This is a genomic window from Euryarchaeota archaeon (assembly GCA_016207515.1).
Taxonomy (GTDB): domain Archaea; phylum Thermoplasmatota; class SW-10-69-26; order JACQPN01; family JACQPN01; genus JACQPN01.
In genome coordinates, this window is the sequence record JACQPN010000022.1 from 109,032 (window position 1) to 127,456 (window position 18,425).

Sequence of the window (18,425 nt, forward strand, 5' to 3'; positions counted from 1 at the left end):
CGCGTCGATACCCATGGAATACGAAGCGCGCGTCAAGCAACTCGGGATAGAACTCCCGGCACCCCAGAAACCGTTCGCCACCTACAGCCAGTTCACGCGAAGCGGCAACCTGATATTCGTCGCGGGCACGGGCCCGACGAAGGACGGGAAGATCCTGATGACGGGAAAACTGGGCGCGGGCGTCACAGTCGAACAGGGCTACGAGGCCGCGAAAATCTCGTGCCTCAATTCTCTCGCGGTGGTTCGGGCCGCCGCGGGAAGCCTGGACAGAGTGAGACGCATCCTGAAGGCGAACGTCTACGTCGCGAGCGCGAACGATTTCTACGAACAACCGAAGGTCGCGAACGGCGCGACGGACCTGTTAAGGGACATCTTCGGGGAGCATGGGCTTCCGGCGAGGGCGGCGGTCGGCGTCAACGTCTTGCCGATGGACATTCCGGTGGAGTTGGAGCTGGTGGTGGAGGTCGGGTAGGCCTCCGAAGCGGGGGCGCGCAACAGCTGCCTCTTGATGCCCTCGCCCGCCTCGCCTGAGTCCGCGTCGGCGAGGAGGTCGCGACAAAGGTCATGCACTATGGTTCCACGTACACGGATAACCCAGGTAGCGACAGGAACGACCTGCGCCGTGATCGGGACCACTTTCCAACGCATCGCGCACCCTACGACACCACGTGGCTCGACATGAGTTGAAAATAGTCTCCCTTGTAGGTCAAGTAGACGAGTCCGTTTGTCGTCCACCACGGGCCCGGATCACGGCTTTGGAATGACCTGATGAGTTTTCCTATGTCTTCGCGCGGGTAATCCTCTCTCGCTCCAGCGGCGCCTGCCTCGATTTTCTGAAACATCCGGTTCAGGACGGCGTTCTCATCTAGGTCAGATTGGGTGACGTTAATGACGTGATTCGGAGCCTTTTCCAATTTCGTCAAAACGAGTCTCCAGTCGCCATCCGTGTCGGTCGTCGTACAGCCAGTTGACGCAGCTAGAAGTAAGATCACGGTGAAAACCCACAGGCGATGAGCCGGAACGAGAGGCCTTTTGCGACCGTATGCCAGATGCTTACGCAGTGTTGATCACGATCCAGCTCCTTATCCTTGCGGCGTTGTCGTGGCCACCGGTTCTTCGCTCGCGTCGAACCCGAAAGCTGCGGAGATGGAGCCGCGACGTCAGCCGTCGACCGCCGTGCGGGCGTAGCTCAACCCGAAAAAGTGGTCGGCGTATGTGATGTTTACGGTGCCCGGACTCTGCCACCAAGGGCCGGGCAAGCGTTCTTGCAGGTCGTGGATGAGGGCCAAACTGTTTTCTTTCAGATTCGGCTCCGACAGGACCCCCGGGGGTCTCCTGGCTTCCCAATCCTCCAGCAGACGTTTCAGGGCAACGTTTCCTTCAAGGTCTTGTGTCGTGACGTTGACGTAGTACGGGGGTCGCGCCGGGAGTTCGCGCAATCTTAGGCTTTCATCGTATCGGTCTTCTGCAGTCACACAACCCGCGAGCGCGAGGTTCGCTAAGACCAACACAACAAGAGGAAACCTGGTGGCTCCAGGCGGTGCGCTCCAACGACGAGAGTCAATCAGAACCTTGATTCGCGCCGCCGGCACGGCGCCGCTACGCGACTGGCGCTTTCTTGGCCGTGAGATCATAAAACCCATCGTCATGAGAAACGTACGCATAACTTGGCCCCTTCCACCAAGGTCCTGGGTCCCGATCTTGAAAAACCTTGGTCAAACGAACGCTGTCTTCGTACGGATTACTTTCTCGGGCCGTTACGCCGGGTTGCACCTTTTCGAACAGTCGCTCAAGAATGGGATACGTCGCAAGATCTTCGGCGGTCACGTTCGCGTAGTGATCAGGTGGTGTCGCCAGTTGGCGAAGCAATAACTCCTCATATTCGCGGCCGCCCGTGGAAGCGCAGCCGCTGATCGAGCCAAACAAAACAAGGGCGACCATGACCCATCCGCGACTTCGTATGCTTTCCCTCAGTCCAGGCTCCGCGCGTCGGCGTTTAGGCCCCGTTAGCAACAATCCACCCCCTAATTCTTGCTGCGTTGTTGTGATTGATGTTGCGGTCGCCGTCGGAGAACGCGTCGACGAAACTCAGCCAGAAAGGCCCATACATGATGGTCCTGCACCAAGATGGTTGACCCAGCGCGATGCAGGCGTAGTCATCCGCGAACGGGTGATCCCCATTATGATTATGGCCAAGTTCGTGTTTGATGGCATACGCGCGCTCCGCGGCGTTGATTGGCCGCTGGGCATGACAGGCGTCGTTCCTTTGCTGTATGAAAGAAAAGACAAAATCTGGAGAGTACCCCGCCTTCGGCGGGCTCTCCGAAAGCCCGATGAGGCAAGCTCTGGGGGTGCCAAAGTAGTCATCGGTCCCTTCGAAGTCCTTGCCGGAGAGGAAAGCCGCCCATCGTGTGGGCGGCACCAATTCCTTCGTGACGCCGAATGACGTCTCGAATTGGTGGAATGAGGCAGGCATATCGTAACTCGTCTGGCTTCCATCCAGCATCATCCCCGTGATAGCGTATGTCAAGCCGACCTGTGGAACGTAGACGTCGTTGACCAATGAGATCATGTATTCCGCTTGCTCAAACCACGTGCTTCCGCCGTAGACGGCCAAATACTCGGAATCTACGTAAATGTCGATGTAGGTCTGGTACAGCGCGTTCGATATCCAGACGATTTGAGTGACCTCGGAGGACAGGCCCCGGTCATCAGTGACGTTCAACGTGACCTCGTGGTCGCCCGAGTATTCGTATTCGTGGGATGCGGGGACGCCGGCCACGTAACGCGCGCTACTGCACCACCTTGGTGATAAGTAGCCTCAGGAAGGTGGCGTTGTGAAGAAGATAGACCTCCTCAGCGCTGACCCACCACGGTCCGGGATCGCGTGCCTGGAACGATCGGATCAAGCGCACACTATCCTCATAGGAATACTCTTCCTTAGCCGCGATAGATCCGCCTTCAACCTTTTCAACCAGTTTCTTGAGAACCGGGTTGTTATCCAAATCAGATTCAGTCACGTTAACGAAGTGCTCCGGGGGGTTCGCCTGTTTCGATAGTGCAAGTCGATAGTGTGCCGGTGTGTCGTTTGATAGACAGCCACCAGACATTACGAGCATGAGAATCAGGGCAACACCCCATGCGACAAAACCGACGACACGAGATGATCGCCGTGGCGGACAACCCTTCTCATGCATTGTTGCTCACAATCCAATTTCGGATTCTCGCCGCGTTGTTATGGCTCGCGTCGCGCGTTCCGTCGGAGAATTGATCGACGAATGTAAGATGGAATGGCCCGTACATGATGGTTCGGCACCATGATGGCGTTCCCATCGAGACACACGGGAAATCGTCGGCGTAGGTGTGATTGCCGAAATGGTTGTGACCAAATTCATGTTTTACAGCATATGCTCGTTCAAAGGTGTTCACCGGATGTCCCGTGTGGCAAACGTCACCCGTCTGTTGTACGATGGAAAAAATTAGGCTGGGGTCGTATGGTATCATGCTTCCATCTGCTCTGCTCGGTTCTTCCCCGAGCCCAATTAGACAAGCTCTCGGGGTTCCTCCGTAGTCGGCCGCGCCCGTGAAATCCTTTCCTGAAAGGAACGTTGCCCACTTCGTCGGCTCTACCAGTTCTTTGATTCCAGAAAAGAAGGAATCCTCGAATTGGTCAAATGCCGCCGGCATGTCGAAGCTCGTTTGGCCTCCGTCCTGCGCCATTCCAGTAATCCCGTATTGCAGGCCAACCTGGGGCACATAGACGTCGTTAACGAGGCCAATCGTGTACTCGGCCTCTTGGAACCACGATGATGTGCCGTACAGGCCCATGTATTGCGTGTCCACGTAGATGTCGACATAAGTCTCATAGAGCGCGTTCGAGATCCACACGTGGTAAGTGACCTCGGCCGACGCGCCCCGGTCGTCCGTGACGTTCAACGTGACCTCGTGGTCTCCGGAGTATTCGTATTCGTGGCTTGCCGTGGGGCCGGTCGAGGTGGTTCCGTCGTGCCAATCCCAACGGTAGGAAGCAATGTAGCCGTCCTCGTCATTGCTCCGGCTTCCGTCGACGTTTACAATCGGATCGTTATTGAAGACCATCATATCTGGGAACGGGATGAAATTGTTTGCCGGGGCAAGGCGTTCCACTTTGCTCACCCTGACCTCATCGATGTACCCATAGAATTGATCGTCTCCATTGGACCCCGAGCCTATGTAGGCGTCGGAATAATCGGAGTCGAGGCACCCAAGGCTTGGGTAGGTCTGGGTAATTCCATCGACCGACAGCCTCCAATATCCGCCATCGAACGAAAAGGCGATGTGGTGCCATTCGTCCAAGGAAAAATATGTTGGGTGCCAAAACTCGTGCCAGTGTGGATGATTGTCGTTGTAACTGAAACGTAATTGCCATTTCGGCTTTGGTTGGCCTGTCGTGTAGTCTGTGTCGCCGTGCGCATAAAGCGAGAAGTAGTATGGTTCGTCGAAGATGATGCCGCCGCTCGCCTCGCCTTGGCCGGCGCTCATCGGAAAAATTGCCGCCTCGATGGTTCCCTGGCACGACGAACCCCAGGTCGCCGGTCCCATGGCGATGTCGCATGGAATTACGTGGAGCCACGTTCCAGAATAGAAGCCAAGTGGAAAATATCCGGAAAACCCGGGCGTCGGCTCGTGGTTCAGTGGTCCCCAAGAGCCAGTCGCGGTATTCCACCTAGCATCGTTGGTATTCCCGGGACTGACAGGCTCGTCACAGTAAGTGGAATCGTGGACCGTTCGGCCGGAACCCTCGTCAAAATGCCATAGCGCTTTTGTTTTCTGATCCACGATGAAAGTGCTAAAATGCGGCGCGTGGATGGCGTATGCTTCGCCTTGGTCGCCGCTTGGAATGTCCGTGCCGTCCGCATATCGAAAGGAGGCATCGTAGAACCCCAACGAGTGAAGCCAAGTCTTGTTGACCCGGAGAGTTTGCCCCGACGTGTCGGGTCCCGTTATTTCCATCACCAGTGGACGGAAATGTCGCGTTGGCATCGAACGCGTGCCGTTGATGTCGGTGACCGTCACGCTCGATTCTTCCATTCCTGGCCATTGTGTGACCCTGATCGCCATGGGTCGGCGCGACATCGAGGCCGTCGATGAGGCGCCCATCGAGAACCCTTCGTCGGCGGAAATGTCGAAGGGAACGCCGATGATCGTGACGCTTGTCGTGGGATCGGCGACTTCGAACTTCAGCCATTTGCCTCCTCGGACCAGCTCGAACGGCACGTTGAACGACGCTTCCGGGACCGTTTGGTCAACGTAGGCCCTTTTCACCAGGACTTTCATCGGCGAAGGGTCAGTGTCGGTGATCCGAAGTTCCAACCTCTTATGGGCCGCATCTGACATTTTTGCGATCGTCGTGGTCATTCTCGGGGAACCGTCGCGCGATTCCGCGGCTACATCCGGGTCATCCTTTGGTGCCCCTGGGGAGGCGCTTCCTCCCGAAGACGAGGTTCCAGTGTTCGCGCCGTCAGTTTGCTTCTGGGCGATGGGCGCGGGGGCGAGAACGACGCTCGCGGGACGCGCGGAGTCGGTCGTTGTCGGTTCAAGCGACGGTTGCCCGCGTGAATCGTATGTGACCGTCGGCACGCAGCCGACGCCACCCTTCGGATCCTGCGACTCGATGTAGATGTCGCGCTCGCCGTCCATTATGTGCGCGTCCACCCAGACGCCGTTGAGGCTCATGGTCGCGCGTATGTCCGTTCCAGGGACCTTGCCTCGGAACATGTGTTGACGGTACGGGATCGTGACAGGCTGTCCGGATTCGTCAAGGCTCTGGATCGTGGCCCCAGGCGCCATCAAGGAATACGGCTTGACCTCGAAGGTGTAGATCCGCCCCTGCGCAGAAAGGGTCACGATGCCCGTGTCGAGGGCTTGGCGCCGGATCTCCATGGCGTCCATGCACGTGCGTTCCCCGCCGAGATAACCCGCAATCGGATCGGGCAATCTGATTTCGGGAATGGGCGGCATGAGATTAGGGATTGAAACGTCCCAACCAATCCCGCTTCCCGTTTCAAGGGTCGGCGGCGCCATCATGATCAGGAAAACGGCGAACGCGTGGTGGCCACGTCTGGCTCTCTCTCTCTCTCTCTCTCTCCCTCGCCTCATGCTAACCCCGATAGGCGATGCCCGTGCCAGCTATAAGAACGTTGGTCCGGAAGCTTCGAGGGGGACGGTGAAGCGGCAAGGCGCCGTCAGGCACCGTCCACCGTTCATGGCAAGCGGGTCGTCCTCGGCCGTCGCATCCCGGGATGTCCGCGCGGCTTCATAGGATCGGTCTATGGGCCGAAAGCTCAAAAAACTCGCGTCCGTAGAAGATGTGCACAACGCCTTCTCCGGGCCACGGTGGCTGCGGTGAAATGTCTTGCAGTTTCTTGATAACGGCCAGCCCCTCGGCGTATGGCGTTTCGACTTCCGCCTCGTCGCCGCCATTCGCGAGCCATTTCTGGTGGACGTTTTGAAGAGCCGGTGTCGGGAACGCGACCCCTGTGGCGTTCACGAAGTGCCCGGGTTCGGTCGCGAGAAGGTGGAGTCGCAGCACGGGTCCGTTGTTTGAACCGGGGGTGATGCAGCCTGCGATGGAAATGGCGACGAGGGCGAGAGCAGTGAAGATGCGCGCTTTTTCCCTCACGGATGCGCGTAATAACACAACAACTCCGTCCCCGGCATGTCTATCCTGACAAACCCGAATCTCTCGAACTGCACGACCTTTCCGACCTCTTTCCACGCTTCTGCCTCGACGACTCCTGTGATCTCCGTGCCGTCCGGCATGATGACCCTGCAAGGTCTCGCGTCCGGCGGGCACCAGTGGATGATGCGCGCCCCTTGTTTGAGTATCCCGATGTCGTTTCCGATGTAATGGGCCGTGGGCCCCGTCGGGGTGGTCTTGATGAGGAAGTTCCCGAGGTCCTTGAGCCGGATCTTAACGTCGTTTTGGAGGAGGGGAAGGTCCTTTGGCGTGATGCTTACGGTCAGTTTGCCGCCCTTCGGCGCCAGGTGATGCGTCCTCGTTCCCCGCTCCGGGTGGTCTGGGTGGCGCGGCGGGTGGGCGTTCATCTGCGAGTCGTTGTGTATCTCAAGCGGTTGCGGGTCTTCCACGAAGAAGTAACGGTTCGCGTCGTCGTCAACGAGTTTCCTATTCTCCGCGTAGAGGTTCTCCGCCGGCACTTCGATGTCCTGCATGGACATCCCAAAACTTAGGATGAAGCGGCGAAGTGCTTCCGGCCGGATGCCACGCTTTTCGAGCGATTGGATCGACCATGTGCGGGGATCATGCCAACCCTTGTACTGGCCCGACATTACGTCGGAGCGGGACTTGCTCTTGGAAAGTTTCGCCTCGGCCACGCGAAGAATGCCGAAGTGACTGAAGTGGACGTCACGCTTCGCTCCTTCAAGGGCCCAGATGAAACGCTCCATCTCGTCCTCTATTACGAGGTCCTTTCCCCGAACGACATGCGTGATGCCGAGTTCCTGGTCGTCGACGGCCCAGGAGAATTCGAGCATCGGCCAGACGCGGTACTTCGTCCCGACGCGCGGGTGAGCGCGTGTGCTGATTCGAAGAAGCACGCGGTCGCGAAACGCCGGGTTCTTGTGGCGCATGTCGGTCTTCAACCGCACGATGGCGGACCCTTCGGCGTACTCGCCTGAGAGCATCTTCTCCCAGTCCGAGAGGTTCTCTTCGACAGATTGGGCGCGGTGGGCGCACTCCTCGCCAGCGTCGCGGCGCCGTTTCACCTCGTCGCCCGGGCATTTGCACACGTACGCGTTGCCGGCTGTCAGGATCTTTCGAGCATGCTCGTAGAAGAGCTTCAGCCGGTCGGACTTGTAGACCTCGTCGGCGATTTTGACGCCCATCCATTTCAACGCGCCCCGGATGAGGTCGTACGCCTCGAGAACAGGGAACTTCTCCTCGCTTCCCGCGGTGTCGTCGAAGACGAGAAGCATCTTCCCCGAGTGGCGTCTCACGTACTCGTCGTTCAAGATCACCATGCGGGCGTTCCCGATGTGAAGCGGGCCGGACGGGTATGGGGCAAGGCGCATCACGACCTGTCCGTCCACCGCGCCCGGCAATGGTGGCAGGACGTGGGTCTCGTCTTTCTTTTCGACGACAAGGAGTTCGGGCGCTTCTTTTTCGAGAGCAGCACGTCTCGACGCCGTGTCCATCGCCTTCACGCCCGCGATCGCCTCGCGAACTACTTGGTTGACTTCCTTCGCCCGGGATCGAAGGTCGGGTCGGTCGGCCATTATCCTGCCCATGACCGGCCCGGGCTCCGGTTCGGACCCGTGGAGGACCGCGTTCTGGAGAGCGAAAAGCCGTGCCTTCCGGCGCACTTCCTCCATCCTAGGCGTCCCTCTTGCACGAATAATCGGACAACGAAAGGAGGAGGCGACGAGCGTCCGATTGCGGCAACGTCATGAGGCCTTTGCGGCCCTCGGCCGCATACTCGTCGACCATCTTCTGCGCGGCCTCCAGGGCACCGGTGGAGCGGAAAATGCCGACGACCTCCTGCACCTCCTTGTCGGAGGCCTTGGCGTTGCCGACTATCGCATCCAAGCGCTTACGCCCCGCGGCACTTGACCGGGCCCGCGCGGTGATGAAGATTATCGTGCGCTTCCCCTTACGGATGTCGGAGCCGACGGGCTTTCCGATCTTCTTCTCGTCTCCGAGAATGTCGATGAGGTCGTCTTTTATCTGGAAGGCGATGCCGAAATCCTTCCCGAACGTCCCGAGGGCCTGCGCTTGGTCGCGCGAGGCGCCTCCGACGAGGCCCCCCGCGTAAGCCGCGCACTCGTAGAGGCGCGCGGTCTTCCTGTAGACCATCTCGATGTACTCGTCCTCGTCCACGTCCTTCGACTCGGCGGCCGCGGCGCGGGCCTCGAACTCCATGTCCATCTGCTGGCCCTCGCAGATGACGCGGGCGGCCGCGGCCACGTCGGCGAGGATCGCGACGAGCGTGTCGGAACCGGCGCGCACGCGCGCGAGCTCCTCGAACGCCTTCGCGTAGAGCGTGTCGCCCGCGAGGATAGCGGTGGGCTCGTCGAACGCGACGTGCACGGCCTTGATGCCGCGCCGGAGTTCGTCGCGGTCCATGATGTCGTCATGGACGAGGCTGAAATTGTGGATGAGTTCGAGCGATATCCCGACCGGAAGTGCATCGTCCTGGTTTCCCCCGACGGATTCGGCCGCGAGCATCGCGACTATCGGGCGCAGGCGTTTTCCGCCGGCCGAAGGGTAATGCATGCTGGCCTTTCGAAGCCTCTCGGGAACGATGTCCGAAAGCACTTCGGAGAGCTCACGGTCGACTTTCGCCCTGAGCGGTTTGAATTCGCCGTCGAGTTCCACTTCAGGGCCTCCCGAGAGTCACCTTCTGTCCGTTCCTGATGAAGTGGAGATTACGCCCGAGTTCGTACCCGAAGTCCTCGGCCATCTCGACGTAGTGGGCCTGCATGATGACGGTCCCGTGGTTCGGGATCACGTGCTGGGGTTCGAGCATTCGAAGGAGTTCCCTGTGGTCCTCGCGGCTCCCGTGGCCTGAGACGTGCGCCCCACGAGTGATGCGGGCACCTTGGATCTTGAGCTTCGTCTCCAGCACATGCCGGTTCGCGACGTTGACAGGGTTCGGGATGACGTTGGCCGAGAAGATCACCTGCGTCTTCTTGCCCACCCTGTACGGCGTCTCCTCGTCGGCGATCCTCGACATGAGGCTGTTCGGTTCGCCTTGGTGGCCCGTGGCGACGATGAGGTACTTCTCCGGGCCTTTTCGCATCACGTCCCCGAGGGCCTTGTTTATGGAGTGGGCGTCGCCGATGATGCGGGCCCGCCGCGGAAGATGCAGGTGCTTTCCCTGCACGGAGAGGTTCACGTACTTCTCCATGCTCCGCCCGACGAACATCACCTCACGGTCGAGTCTTTCAGCGAACTCCGAGATGGATTTCATCCGCGCCGTGTGGCTGGAGAAGGTGCTGACGATGATGCCGGAATCCCCGTTGTCCACACCGAAGAGGAAATCCTTGAGAAGGTCCCGGGCGATCGTCTCGCTCGGTGTCTTCGTGTCGTCGCCCGCGTTGGTCGATTCCACGATGAGCGCCAGCACGCCCTCGATGGCGAGTTCATGCATGCGGTCGTAATCGGATTTCGGGCCGATCACGGGGTTGTTGTCGAGCTTGAAATCGCTCGCATAGACGACGGCGCCTCGGGCCGTGTGGATGACCGGCATCGTCGCGTCGCAGATCGAGTGCGTCACGTGCACGAACTCGATGCGGATGTTCTTCGAGAGCTCGATTATCTTCCCCGGCTCCACCTTGTGGATGGGGTTACGGATGAGGCGCCGTCCCCCGCGCGTCGTCACCTCGTCCTCGGCCAGGGCCGCCGCGAAGGGTGCCGCGTAGATGGGGCACCTGTACTTGTCCGCAAGCTTCGAGATGGCCCCGATGTGGTCCAGGTGGCCGTGTGAAAGGAGGATCGCCTTCACCTTGGCGTTCAGTTTCTTCACGGGCTCGTCGTTCGGGATGGCGCCGAGTTTCACGAGAACGGGGCTGTTGGTGTCCTCGAACACCATGTCCTCATGGATCGTTATCCGGTCGAGCCGGATGCCCATGTCTATGATGACAGCTTCATTTCCAACGCGCACGGCCGTCATGTTGCGGCCCATTTCGCCGTAGCCGCCTACGGCCATAACTTCAACTTCCATTCTTGGTCGAGTTCAGAAAGGGAGACGGTTATAAATAGTGGCGGTAGCGCGACGAATGGAAATCACACGCGAGAACACAGCTGAAAAAAGAAGAAAATGTGAGCGTGCGCCGGCCGTCGCGGAGTCTGACTCCGCGCGGCCTTCGCGCGCCCGCAGGTGCGCGCCGGAGGCAGGGCCGGCGCTACCCGCATGAGTCGGATGGCTTCAGGCCTGCGCGGTCGCGAAACTCCACGCCTCGGACCAGGCGCCCTGGTTTCCGGCTCCGTCGGTCGCTGCGACCCGCCAGTAGTAGGTCTGACCGTCACGCAGTTTCTCACTAGGTTCCGTGTCGGACGTGGGCGCCGTAAGGCGCGACTTCGAGGTCGTAAGCGGGATGGTGAATAGCGGGTCGAGCGACCATTCGAGAGTGTAGCTCACGCCACTCGGGTCGGCGACTTGAGTCCATTGCCACGCTGGCGTCAGCGAGACGCCCGAAGCACCGTTCGCCGGTTCGACCGGCACCGGCGCGAGAGGCTTCTTGTTGTCGGGGATCATCGTCTCATAGCTTGCGATGACACGGTTGGAGTTCGCCTCCATGAATTGAACTGTGCCAAGTCCGGCGGCGAGGATCGCTACTTTGTCGCCGTTCTCGATCGGCGCACTCGCATCCTTGCGGCCTTCGACCTGGAACCAGCGTTCAGTGTAGCTCGCCACGGCTCCGAATTTGTAGACCTTCCCGTTCCAGAGGATGTTCACGTCCGCCCACGTGGCCTCGCCCGTCACGCCCGATAACGTGGCGATGGTCCTTTCCGATTCCTCGACGTGGGTCAGCGCGAAGCCGATGTCCTTCGCGGCGTTTCCGACGTTTCCCGCAGGCGACACGCAACCGCCAAGAACGACCAGAAGCCCTATGCACGGTCCAGCGATACGGGTAAGGCCCATCGATACACCGCCCCCCAATCTGTTGGCAAACCCCGTATAAGGGTTCACCAAAATCCCTAAGTATCGAGGGGAAGAGGCGCCGCCGTTCCCCACGTGGCCCGTGGGGCCGCCGGGACAGTTCTATGCACTGGCGCTCGATGACGAACAATATAATGTAGGGGGGTGCATTTGGCGGCCGCGGAGGGTGGATACGGTGGTCGCGCGTGCGCGCTCGCGAGGCCGATTCCCGAAAAATCGCCGCTTGCCGAGGTCGCCTAGTCCGGTAGGGCGCAAGCCTGGAAAGCTTGTGGTCGCAAGGCCTCAGGAGTTCAAATCTCCTCCTCGGCGTTCGCGTTTCCAAAGGTTTTCCGAGCGAACGCCGACTCCAAAGGTCTAGGAGGAGTTTGAACGAGACGGACGAGCCGCAGCGAGTCCGGCGGAGTTCAAATCTCCTCCTCGGCGTCCGAGCGTTGGCCCGCAGGCCAGGGCGAGGATGAGCGGACGAGCGGAACGAGTCCGCGAAGTCGACGATTTTCCGTTGAGAATCGCCGCTGACATTTTCGCCCACATTCAGGCGGCGCCGACTCCAAAGGTCTAGGGGATTTGAACGAGGCGGGACAACGTCACTTCTTCCTTATCCCGACCTCTTCCGCGATCTCCCGCACCCTTGTGGCGATCTCGGCGCACGTCTTGATGTTCCCCTTGAGGATGGGTTCGATAGTCGCCCCGATCGGGACGTCGGGCACGTGCTCCTTCTTGAATTCGGCGATCTCCTGCCAGACGCGTAGTGTCGTCTCCATCGAGCGTTCCTCGACGCCTTCGCTTCGACGCAGAAGATAAGAATCGATCTCGGCCGGGATGTTCACGCCTAGGATTCGAAGGAACTCGATGTCGCGTTTCGAGCCCACGTGCGACAGGCCGAAGATTATCGTCGCGGGCTTCACCGAAAAGAGCCTGCAGAGGTCTTGGTACCTGCGAAGCACCCGCTTCGGGGATTCGGACTCGTAAGTCACCTGGCTTGTGAAAAAGTTTGTCCCGATGAGGGTCTTGTCGAGGAGCTTGCGTTCCTCTTCGCGCCGCGTCTGGATCGTGATGTTCCCAAGGAGCAGGTTCGGAGCGTGCGCTTTCAACGCCTTGTTCGCCTCGAGGACGGTCGGGCCGGGATAGTGGATGTTGCTCCGCTCGCCGCCGACGGCGACCACCGCATCGATGCCGGAACGTTTGGCGGCGTCCACCCAATGCTCGAATTCCTTCCCTCGTAGATGTACCACTACCTTGTTGGCGACGTACCCGGAGGATACGGATTTTCGAAGGAGCGCGGCGTACTCGAGGGGCTCGAGCCTGTCCGGCCCGCCGCCTTTTATCTCCGGGATGTTCACGGCGTCCACTCGGGCGCTTTCGACGATCTCCGCGATCTCCTTCACGTCCGCGAGGTGGTCGTCGGTCCGTTTCACCGGGGGCACCACTTCGAAGACTATGGGGCACTCGGCGAGTCGTTCCCGGAAGGACATCGGCGCAAAAAGGCATCATCCGGGATAAATAGCCGTCTGACGAAAAATGCGCCGCGGTAATCACGAGAGGTTCGCTCGATGGGGCGTCGGATGGAATGGGAGGCCTGGTCCCGGCCGTACGCCCCTTTCTGTTCACTCGCCGCCGTCACCGGCGGCGGGCTGACGGCATTCGCCTTAGCACCCTACTCGGTGGCGTCCGGCGAAGGTCCGCCACGGGGGCGGGCCTCGCGCGGGCTCGGAGCGGACGCCTTGACCACCAGTTTGGGCTTGCTCCGGGAAGGATCGGCCGTTTCAGCTCCTTGTCGCGCGTCGTCAGGACGATGTCCGTCATCCCCCAGAGGGGAGTGGATCTCACTCCGGTGGCATTGAAGCCACTCGTGTGCGCAGGGGAGTATCGTTTCTGCTCCTCCTTCGGGGCTCTCGCCCCGTCCGTGCCGCACCGTGAAGCGCGGCCCGGAATCCCTTTCCGCTTGGAGAGGGGACGTTCCTCCGTTGAAAGAAAGCGTTCTTTCCCAACGGTTGGCCGTCCACCGGGTCCAGGCCCTTCGCCGCCTACCGCGGGGCGCTTAATAACCTTTGCGGGAGAAACGGCGGTGGCTTAAAGGAACCGGCTGGAGGAGGCGTTCCTGTCCAGTAGCGCCGCCGCGAACGGCGACGGGTCCTCGCGGCCAGCGTGGAATTCCAGCGGCATCTTCCCGTGGTAGATCTCGGCGGCGACGTTGGTCGCGGTTTCGAGGTCATAGAGGTCCGTGAACACCTCGCGTTCGAGTTCCTTCATCGGCGGGAAAGCGTTGCCGCGGTGGATGACGGCGGAAAGGAGCGCCTCGCCGCTTCTTGCGACGCGCGAGAGCGGCGTCTGGCGGCCCAGGTAGTTCTTGAGGATTAGCAGTGATCGCGTCGCGACCCGCTTCCAACGCCGCTTCAGAAGCTCGGAATACCGGAGCGAGTCCCACAGGTCCTCGGCGAACCCGTCGGGGTCGAAGAGGTCGCGCACCTGCTCTTTTGAGAACCGGCCGCGCCCTTCGCGCCGGTATTCGCGAAAAGGCACCGTCACGATGAAGCCGAAATCGCCGACCGCGGATGTGGCGGCGCGGCCCCGGAAGCGCGAAAGGCGGTGGGAAAGGACGCGGGCGAGCGGCTCGTTGACGCGCTTGCCGCCGACGTGGTGCACCGTGTACTTGAGTTCGTCCTCGTGGCGCCACTCCTCGATGGTGACACTATCCGAGCGGGGGACTACACCGGTCTCCCGTTGTGCGTCGAAGCGTTCGACGAGCTCCGCCACGTGTCGAGCCGATATGCCGAGGCGGCGCGTCAAGGAGGCTAGCTTCGTCGCGTGTGGGGCGAGCGCCATGTCCATGAGCTGGTCCCGGGCGAGGCCAACGCGTTCGGCCACAAGGGGCGTGAGCGGCATCTCCTCAGAGTACCACGACGGGATGTTCGGCACACGCCCTCCGGCAGGCTCCACCATTATGCCGTTGCCCCGGGCGCCACGGTATTCGAGGCTCTGGCCCGAAAGCGCGAACACGTCGCCGGGTTTCAGCGCCTCGACGAAGCCTTCCGCGAGCGTTCCGACGAAGCGGTTGCCTGTGGTGAAGACCTTCACGTCGGCCTCCTCGCTGATGACGCCGCTGTTAAGGAAATAGATCGGACGCGCCATCCTTCCGCGTCGCCCGAACACGCCCTCGGTCTCGTCGAACCAGAGCTTGGCGTAGACCTTGTGCGCCGCGAGTTCCGGGATGTGGCCGCCGAGGTACGCAAGCGCCCCGGCCAAGTCGTCTTCCGAGAGGTCGCGGTACGGGTACGCCCCGCGGATGAGTTCCAAGGCCTCGTCGAAGCGCCAGCGCTTCTCGATCGATAGGCCCAGGAGGTGTTGTGCGAGCACGTCGAGAGGGGCTTCCGGGATCCGGATCTCGTCCAACTCGCCGTGTTTTGCGGCTTCTGCGACCACGGCGCATTCCAATAGATCGTCGAGGTCCGTCGGGACGAGCCTTCCGACGCTTCTTTTCCCGAGGGAATGGCCGCTCCTGCCTATGCGCTGGATGGCCCTTGTCGGGCTTTTCGGGCTCCCAAGGAGCACCACGAGGTCGACGTAACCGATGTCTATCCCGAGCTCAAGGCTCGTCGAGGTCACGACGCACTTGAGCTTGCCTTTCTTCAACCGCTCTTCAAGGTCGGTGCGCTCTTCGCGGGAGAGCGAACCATGGTGGGCGCCGACGACGTCCACGTAGCGTTTCCCGAAGCGGCGTTTCAACTGGTCGACGACGCGTTCGGTGCCGCTTCTCGTGTTGGTGAAGACCAACGTCGTCCGGTGCTGCCTGATGAGTTTGTCGAGGCACTTGTAGAGGTCGTCGGACGAGACGCGTCCGTCCTCGCCGAGTGTCTTCCACGGGACCTCGACGCGCACGTCCTTGGGGCGGGAGAAATCGGGGGCGGCGATGAGGCAGCGGCGGGGCTCGCCGTTCGGTTCCATCCCCACGAGGAACTTCGCAACACTCTCGACGGGGCTCACGGTCGCCGAAAGGCCCACTCGCACGGGTCGCTTCTTCATCCCATGTTCGAGCCGTTCGAGCGAGAGCGACAGGTGGGAGCCGCGCTTGCCTTCGGCGAGGCTGTGGATCTCGTCGATGATTATCCATCGGACGGTCCTCAACGCCTCGCGGAACTTCGGGGCCGCAAGGAGTATGCCGGCGGTCTCGGGTGTCGTGATGAGGATGTGCGGTGGGCGCTTCGACTGCCGCTGACGCTCGGAGGACGGCGTGTCGCCCGTGCGCACCGCGACTCGAAGCTCCTGGCCCTTGGTCTTTCGTTTCTCGGCTAGCTCCATTATCCCTTGGAGCGGTTCTTGCAGGTTCTTCTCCACGTCGCGGCCCAAGGCCTTGAGCGGCGAGATGTAGAGGACGTAGACGGAGTCCTTGAGTCTCCCCGCCTTCGAGAGCCGGAAGAGCTCGTTGATGCTCGCAAGGAAAGCGCTCAACGTCTTTCCGGAGCCCGTGGGGGCGCTGATGAGGACGCTTTCGCCTTCGTGGATCTCTTTCACGGCGTAGCGCTGGGGCGGCGTGAACTTGCCGAACGTCTTCTTGAACCAATCGCGCACCTCGGGTTCGAGGAGCCTGAATATCTCCGCGTCGGTCGCGGGCTCGGTTATCTTAGTAACGGGCATGGCCGTCCGATTCCCACTGCCATGCACCACCGGCGTTATTAAGGCTAGCACGGGACACCCCCAAAGTACCTACTCATACGTACATTCTTTTGGGGGTGCGTAGGGCACCTTGGCGCACGGTTAAGGCGAAAAAAAGCCATCGAGGGCCGTGGACCGTCGTTTCGACCTCATCGTCTTCGACATGGACGGCACCCTTGTCGATGAGCTCTCCAGCTGGGAATGGGTCCACCGCTCGTTCGGAACGGACAACACAGACTCGTGGCTCGCGTACCAACGCGGCGACATCGACGACATGGAGTTCATGCGCCGCGACATCGACATGTGGCTCGAGAAACGGGGCCGGGTCCACGTGGACGACGTTCGCGCGGTCCTTGACAAGGTGCCGCTCATGCCGGGAGCAGGCGAGCTCTTCTCGGAGATCCGGCGTAGCGGAGCGAGGACGGCGCTCATCACGGGCGGGATCGACATCCTGGCCGAACGCGTCTGCCACGAACTGGGGATCGACCACTTCCTCGCGAACGCAATCGAGGTCGACCACGAGGGTTACCTCAACGGCCGAGCCGCGATGAACGTCCCAATACGTGGGAAAAGCGGCCCCACGAGAAGCGTCCTGGAGCGGTTCAAGGCCACGCGTGAGCGCTCGGCCGCCGTCGGCAACTCCCGCTTCGACGCGGAGATGTTCAAGGAAGTGGGCACCGGTTTCGCCGTGAACCCGTTCGACGACCACATCCGCCGGTCAGCGCATCACGTGTTCGAAGGCAAGGACCTCACAAGACTCATCCCCCACCTCACCCGTCCGGACGGGCTCGCTCGCCCTATGCAGTAGGAGATGGAAAGCGCAGATTCCGCTGGCGCGGCCCTATGCGGCACTCACGGCGGGTGTTGCGACCTGCATCTGGTCCCACACGTCGCCGGGGAAGTACTTGATGACGCGGCCATCGCGTTCTCGCGTGACGAGCGCCATCTCCTCAAGCTTCTTGATGTGCCAGTTCGCCGCACCTGCCGTGATCGCGAAGTTGTCGCAGAGGTCCCTTTGCGGGGCGCCGGGGTGCTCCTTGATGTACTGGCCGATGGCAAGCGTGGTGCCGTTCTTCAAGACCGAGACGGCCGCCTTGACGGGCTCGTCGAAGCGCGCTCCGTTGATGAAGAGGTGGACGGTGCGGCCGAGGCGGCGCGAAGTGATGAGGCCCTGCTTCTCCATCACACGAAGGTGGTAGGAGACGGCGTTCCTTGAAACGCCGCTTCTTGACACGAGTTCGGCAATCGTCACACCGGGCTCGGTGTCGATCGATTGGTGTAGGAGTTCCCGCACCTCATGGTCGAGGAGTTCGCTCTTCTCCAAGCGCGTGTAGAGAGGCATGAGAAGCGGCGTGAGAAGCCGCTTGGGGTCTCGTAGCCACGGGTTCTCGACCGCAAGCGTCGCTCCCGTGAAGACCGCGAAGGGGATCGCCTGGACGGCGAACGCTTGGGCGGCGGCGACGGCGGCCACCTGGGCAAGGGCAGCGACGGAGGCCGCGGCGGCTCCGGGGTCCTTTTGGGTCTCGGAGCCGAAACCCGCGATGAGGCCTATTGCCCCCTTGAAGGCGCCGGCGATGTATTGGATCGTGTCGGTGACCGCTCCCATCAGGGAGGGCGGTGGGTTCTCGGCGTTGACGTCATCGAAGTCGATCTTGCTGTAGTCGATCCCGATCGCCGGGTCGACGACCGTTTCCACCGCATTTTGGGCGTCAGCCTGCTTCGGCTCGGCCTGGGGCGGGTTTTCCGGGGGCTTCGAAGATCCTGCACCGGTCTGTTTCTCCATCTCCGCTAGTATCGCTCCCGCGGTGTCGGATGCGGTGTCCGCAGCGTGGGCCGCGATGGATCCGGCTTGCTCTTCAACGCCGGCGACGTCGACGGCCGCGGAGTCGGCCGAGGCAAGGCCAGCGCCTAGAATGAGGTTTATAAGGACAACTCCGACTAAGGACCTGCTCCTGCCTGACTTCATCCTACTCCCTACTAACACTACGACAGTCCTCGATAGCAATAATAAGGTTTGTGGTCAGTAAATTGCAATTTCCCGGGAAAGTTGACAAAACGGCGACGCGAGGTGGAGATTTGGCACGAAAAGTTGGCTGGGGACCGAATAATCCGGAG

Annotated in this window: 16 protein-coding genes, 1 tRNA gene and 1 other RNA gene; 3 read left to right on the forward strand and 15 right to left on the reverse strand. The window is 60.9% G+C overall.

Going from position 1 to position 18,425, the window contains the following annotated elements:
- The first annotated feature begins 13 nt into the window (after positions 1–13).
- Positions 14–472, forward strand: a complete 459-nt coding sequence (locus HY556_09915) for a RidA family protein (protein MBI4394093.1) — start codon at positions 14–16, stop codon at positions 470–472.
- 184 nt (positions 473–656) lie between these two features.
- Here the strand turns inward: HY556_09915 and HY556_09920 are convergent, their stop codons facing one another.
- The 11 genes from HY556_09920 to HY556_09970 form a co-directional block, all read right to left on the reverse strand.
- The gene (locus HY556_09920; protein MBI4394094.1) at positions 657–992 is read right to left on the reverse strand and encodes a hypothetical protein; all 336 of its coding nucleotides are present in this window, start codon (positions 990–992) and stop codon (positions 657–659) included.
- 168 nt (positions 993–1,160) lie between these two features.
- Entirely contained in the window at positions 1,161–1,475 is a 315-nt protein-coding gene (locus HY556_09925) for a hypothetical protein (protein MBI4394095.1), read from the reverse strand.
- A gap of 124 nt (positions 1,476–1,599) precedes the next feature.
- Positions 1,600–1,941, reverse strand: coding sequence for a hypothetical protein (locus tag HY556_09930; GenBank protein ID MBI4394096.1), 342 nt, complete (start codon positions 1,939–1,941; stop codon positions 1,600–1,602).
- 55 nt (positions 1,942–1,996) lie between these two features.
- Positions 1,997–2,782: a hypothetical protein gene (locus HY556_09935; GenBank protein MBI4394097.1), complete on the reverse strand. Its 786-nt coding sequence runs from the start codon at positions 2,780–2,782 to the stop codon at positions 1,997–1,999.
- Positions 2,783–2,792: 10 nt separating this feature from the next.
- Complete coding sequence (locus HY556_09940; GenBank protein ID MBI4394098.1) at positions 2,793–3,197, reverse strand: hypothetical protein; 405 nt, start codon at positions 3,195–3,197, stop codon at positions 2,793–2,795.
- Positions 3,190–5,976 carry a PKD domain-containing protein gene (locus tag HY556_09945; protein ID MBI4394099.1) on the reverse strand — a complete coding sequence of 929 codons (2,787 nt, stop codon included), beginning with the start codon at positions 5,974–5,976 and terminating at the stop codon, positions 3,190–3,192. Before HY556_09945 ends, HY556_09940 begins: the two co-directional genes overlap by 8 nt.
- Before the next feature lie 319 nt (positions 5,977–6,295).
- Complete coding sequence (locus HY556_09950; protein MBI4394100.1) at positions 6,296–6,661, reverse strand: hypothetical protein; 366 nt, start codon at positions 6,659–6,661, stop codon at positions 6,296–6,298.
- Positions 6,658–8,361: a glutamate--tRNA ligase gene (locus HY556_09955; GenBank protein MBI4394101.1), complete on the reverse strand. Its 1,704-nt coding sequence runs from the start codon at positions 8,359–8,361 to the stop codon at positions 6,658–6,660. Before HY556_09955 ends, HY556_09950 begins: the two co-directional genes overlap by 4 nt.
- A 10-nt stretch (positions 8,362–8,371) precedes the next feature.
- On the reverse strand, positions 8,372–9,373 hold the full coding sequence (locus HY556_09960) for a polyprenyl synthetase family protein (GenBank protein MBI4394102.1): 1,002 nt from the start codon (positions 9,371–9,373) through the stop codon (positions 8,372–8,374).
- Position 9,374: 1 nt separating this feature from the next.
- Positions 9,375–10,721, reverse strand: a complete 1,347-nt coding sequence (locus tag HY556_09965) for an RNase J family beta-CASP ribonuclease (GenBank protein ID MBI4394103.1) — start codon at positions 10,719–10,721, stop codon at positions 9,375–9,377.
- A 204-nt stretch (positions 10,722–10,925) separates the two neighbouring features.
- Positions 10,926–11,642 (reverse strand): hypothetical protein, encoded by a 717-nt coding sequence (locus HY556_09970; GenBank protein ID MBI4394104.1) that lies wholly within the window; start codon positions 11,640–11,642, stop codon positions 10,926–10,928.
- Between the two features lie 243 nt (positions 11,643–11,885).
- On the opposite strand from HY556_09970, the gene HY556_09975 reads away from it, so the two are divergent.
- Positions 11,886–11,969 (forward strand) — tRNA-Ser (locus HY556_09975).
- 275 nt (positions 11,970–12,244) lie between these two features.
- Here HY556_09975 and HY556_09980 read toward each other — a convergent pair.
- From HY556_09980 to HY556_09990, 3 genes are all read right to left on the reverse strand, one after another.
- A complete protein-coding gene (locus HY556_09980) occupies positions 12,245–13,132 on the reverse strand; it encodes a hypothetical protein (GenBank protein MBI4394105.1) in 888 nt (295 codons plus the stop codon).
- A gap of 105 nt (positions 13,133–13,237) precedes the next feature.
- Positions 13,238–13,671, reverse strand: an RNA gene (gene rnpB / locus HY556_09985) — RNase P RNA component.
- Positions 13,672–13,730: 59 nt separating this feature from the next.
- Positions 13,731–16,292 (reverse strand): ATP-dependent helicase, encoded by a 2,562-nt coding sequence (locus tag HY556_09990; GenBank protein ID MBI4394106.1) that lies wholly within the window; start codon positions 16,290–16,292, stop codon positions 13,731–13,733.
- Positions 16,293–16,440: 148 nt separating this feature from the next.
- Here HY556_09990 and HY556_09995 point away from each other — a divergent pair, with 148 nt between their 5' ends.
- Positions 16,441–17,118, forward strand: coding sequence for an HAD-IB family phosphatase (locus tag HY556_09995; protein MBI4394107.1), 678 nt, complete (start codon positions 16,441–16,443; stop codon positions 17,116–17,118).
- Positions 17,119–17,151: 33 nt separating this feature from the next.
- Here HY556_09995 and HY556_10000 read toward each other — a convergent pair whose 3' ends face one another.
- Complete coding sequence (locus HY556_10000; GenBank protein ID MBI4394108.1) at positions 17,152–18,276, reverse strand: winged helix-turn-helix transcriptional regulator; 1,125 nt, start codon at positions 18,274–18,276, stop codon at positions 17,152–17,154.
- Positions 18,277–18,425: the final 149 nt, after the last annotated feature.

What these genes read in the sequence shown, in the direction of transcription:
- HY556_09965 (MBI4394103.1), bottom strand. Translation starts at nt 10,721, where the DNA reads ATGGAAGTTGAAGTTATGGCCGTAGGCGGCTACGGCGAAATGGGCCGC.
- HY556_09970 (MBI4394104.1), bottom strand. Translation starts at nt 11,642, where the DNA reads ATGGGCCTTACCCGTATCGCTGGACCGTGCATAGGGCTTCTGGTCGTT.
- HY556_09990 (MBI4394106.1), bottom strand. Translation starts at nt 16,292, where the DNA reads ATGCCCGTTACTAAGATAACCGAGCCCGCGACCGACGCGGAGATATTC.
- HY556_09915 (MBI4394093.1), top strand. Translation starts at nt 14, where the DNA reads ATGGAATACGAAGCGCGCGTCAAGCAACTCGGGATAGAACTCCCGGCA.
- HY556_10000 (MBI4394108.1), bottom strand. Translation starts at nt 18,276, where the DNA reads ATGAAGTCAGGCAGGAGCAGGTCCTTAGTCGGAGTTGTCCTTATAAAC.
- HY556_09980 (MBI4394105.1), bottom strand. Translation starts at nt 13,132, where the DNA reads ATGTCCTTCCGGGAACGACTCGCCGAGTGCCCCATAGTCTTCGAAGTG.
- HY556_09930 (MBI4394096.1), bottom strand. Translation starts at nt 1,941, where the DNA reads ATGGTCGCCCTTGTTTTGTTTGGCTCGATCAGCGGCTGCGCTTCCACG.
- HY556_09940 (MBI4394098.1), bottom strand. Translation starts at nt 3,197, where the DNA reads ATGCATGAGAAGGGTTGTCCGCCACGGCGATCATCTCGTGTCGTCGGT.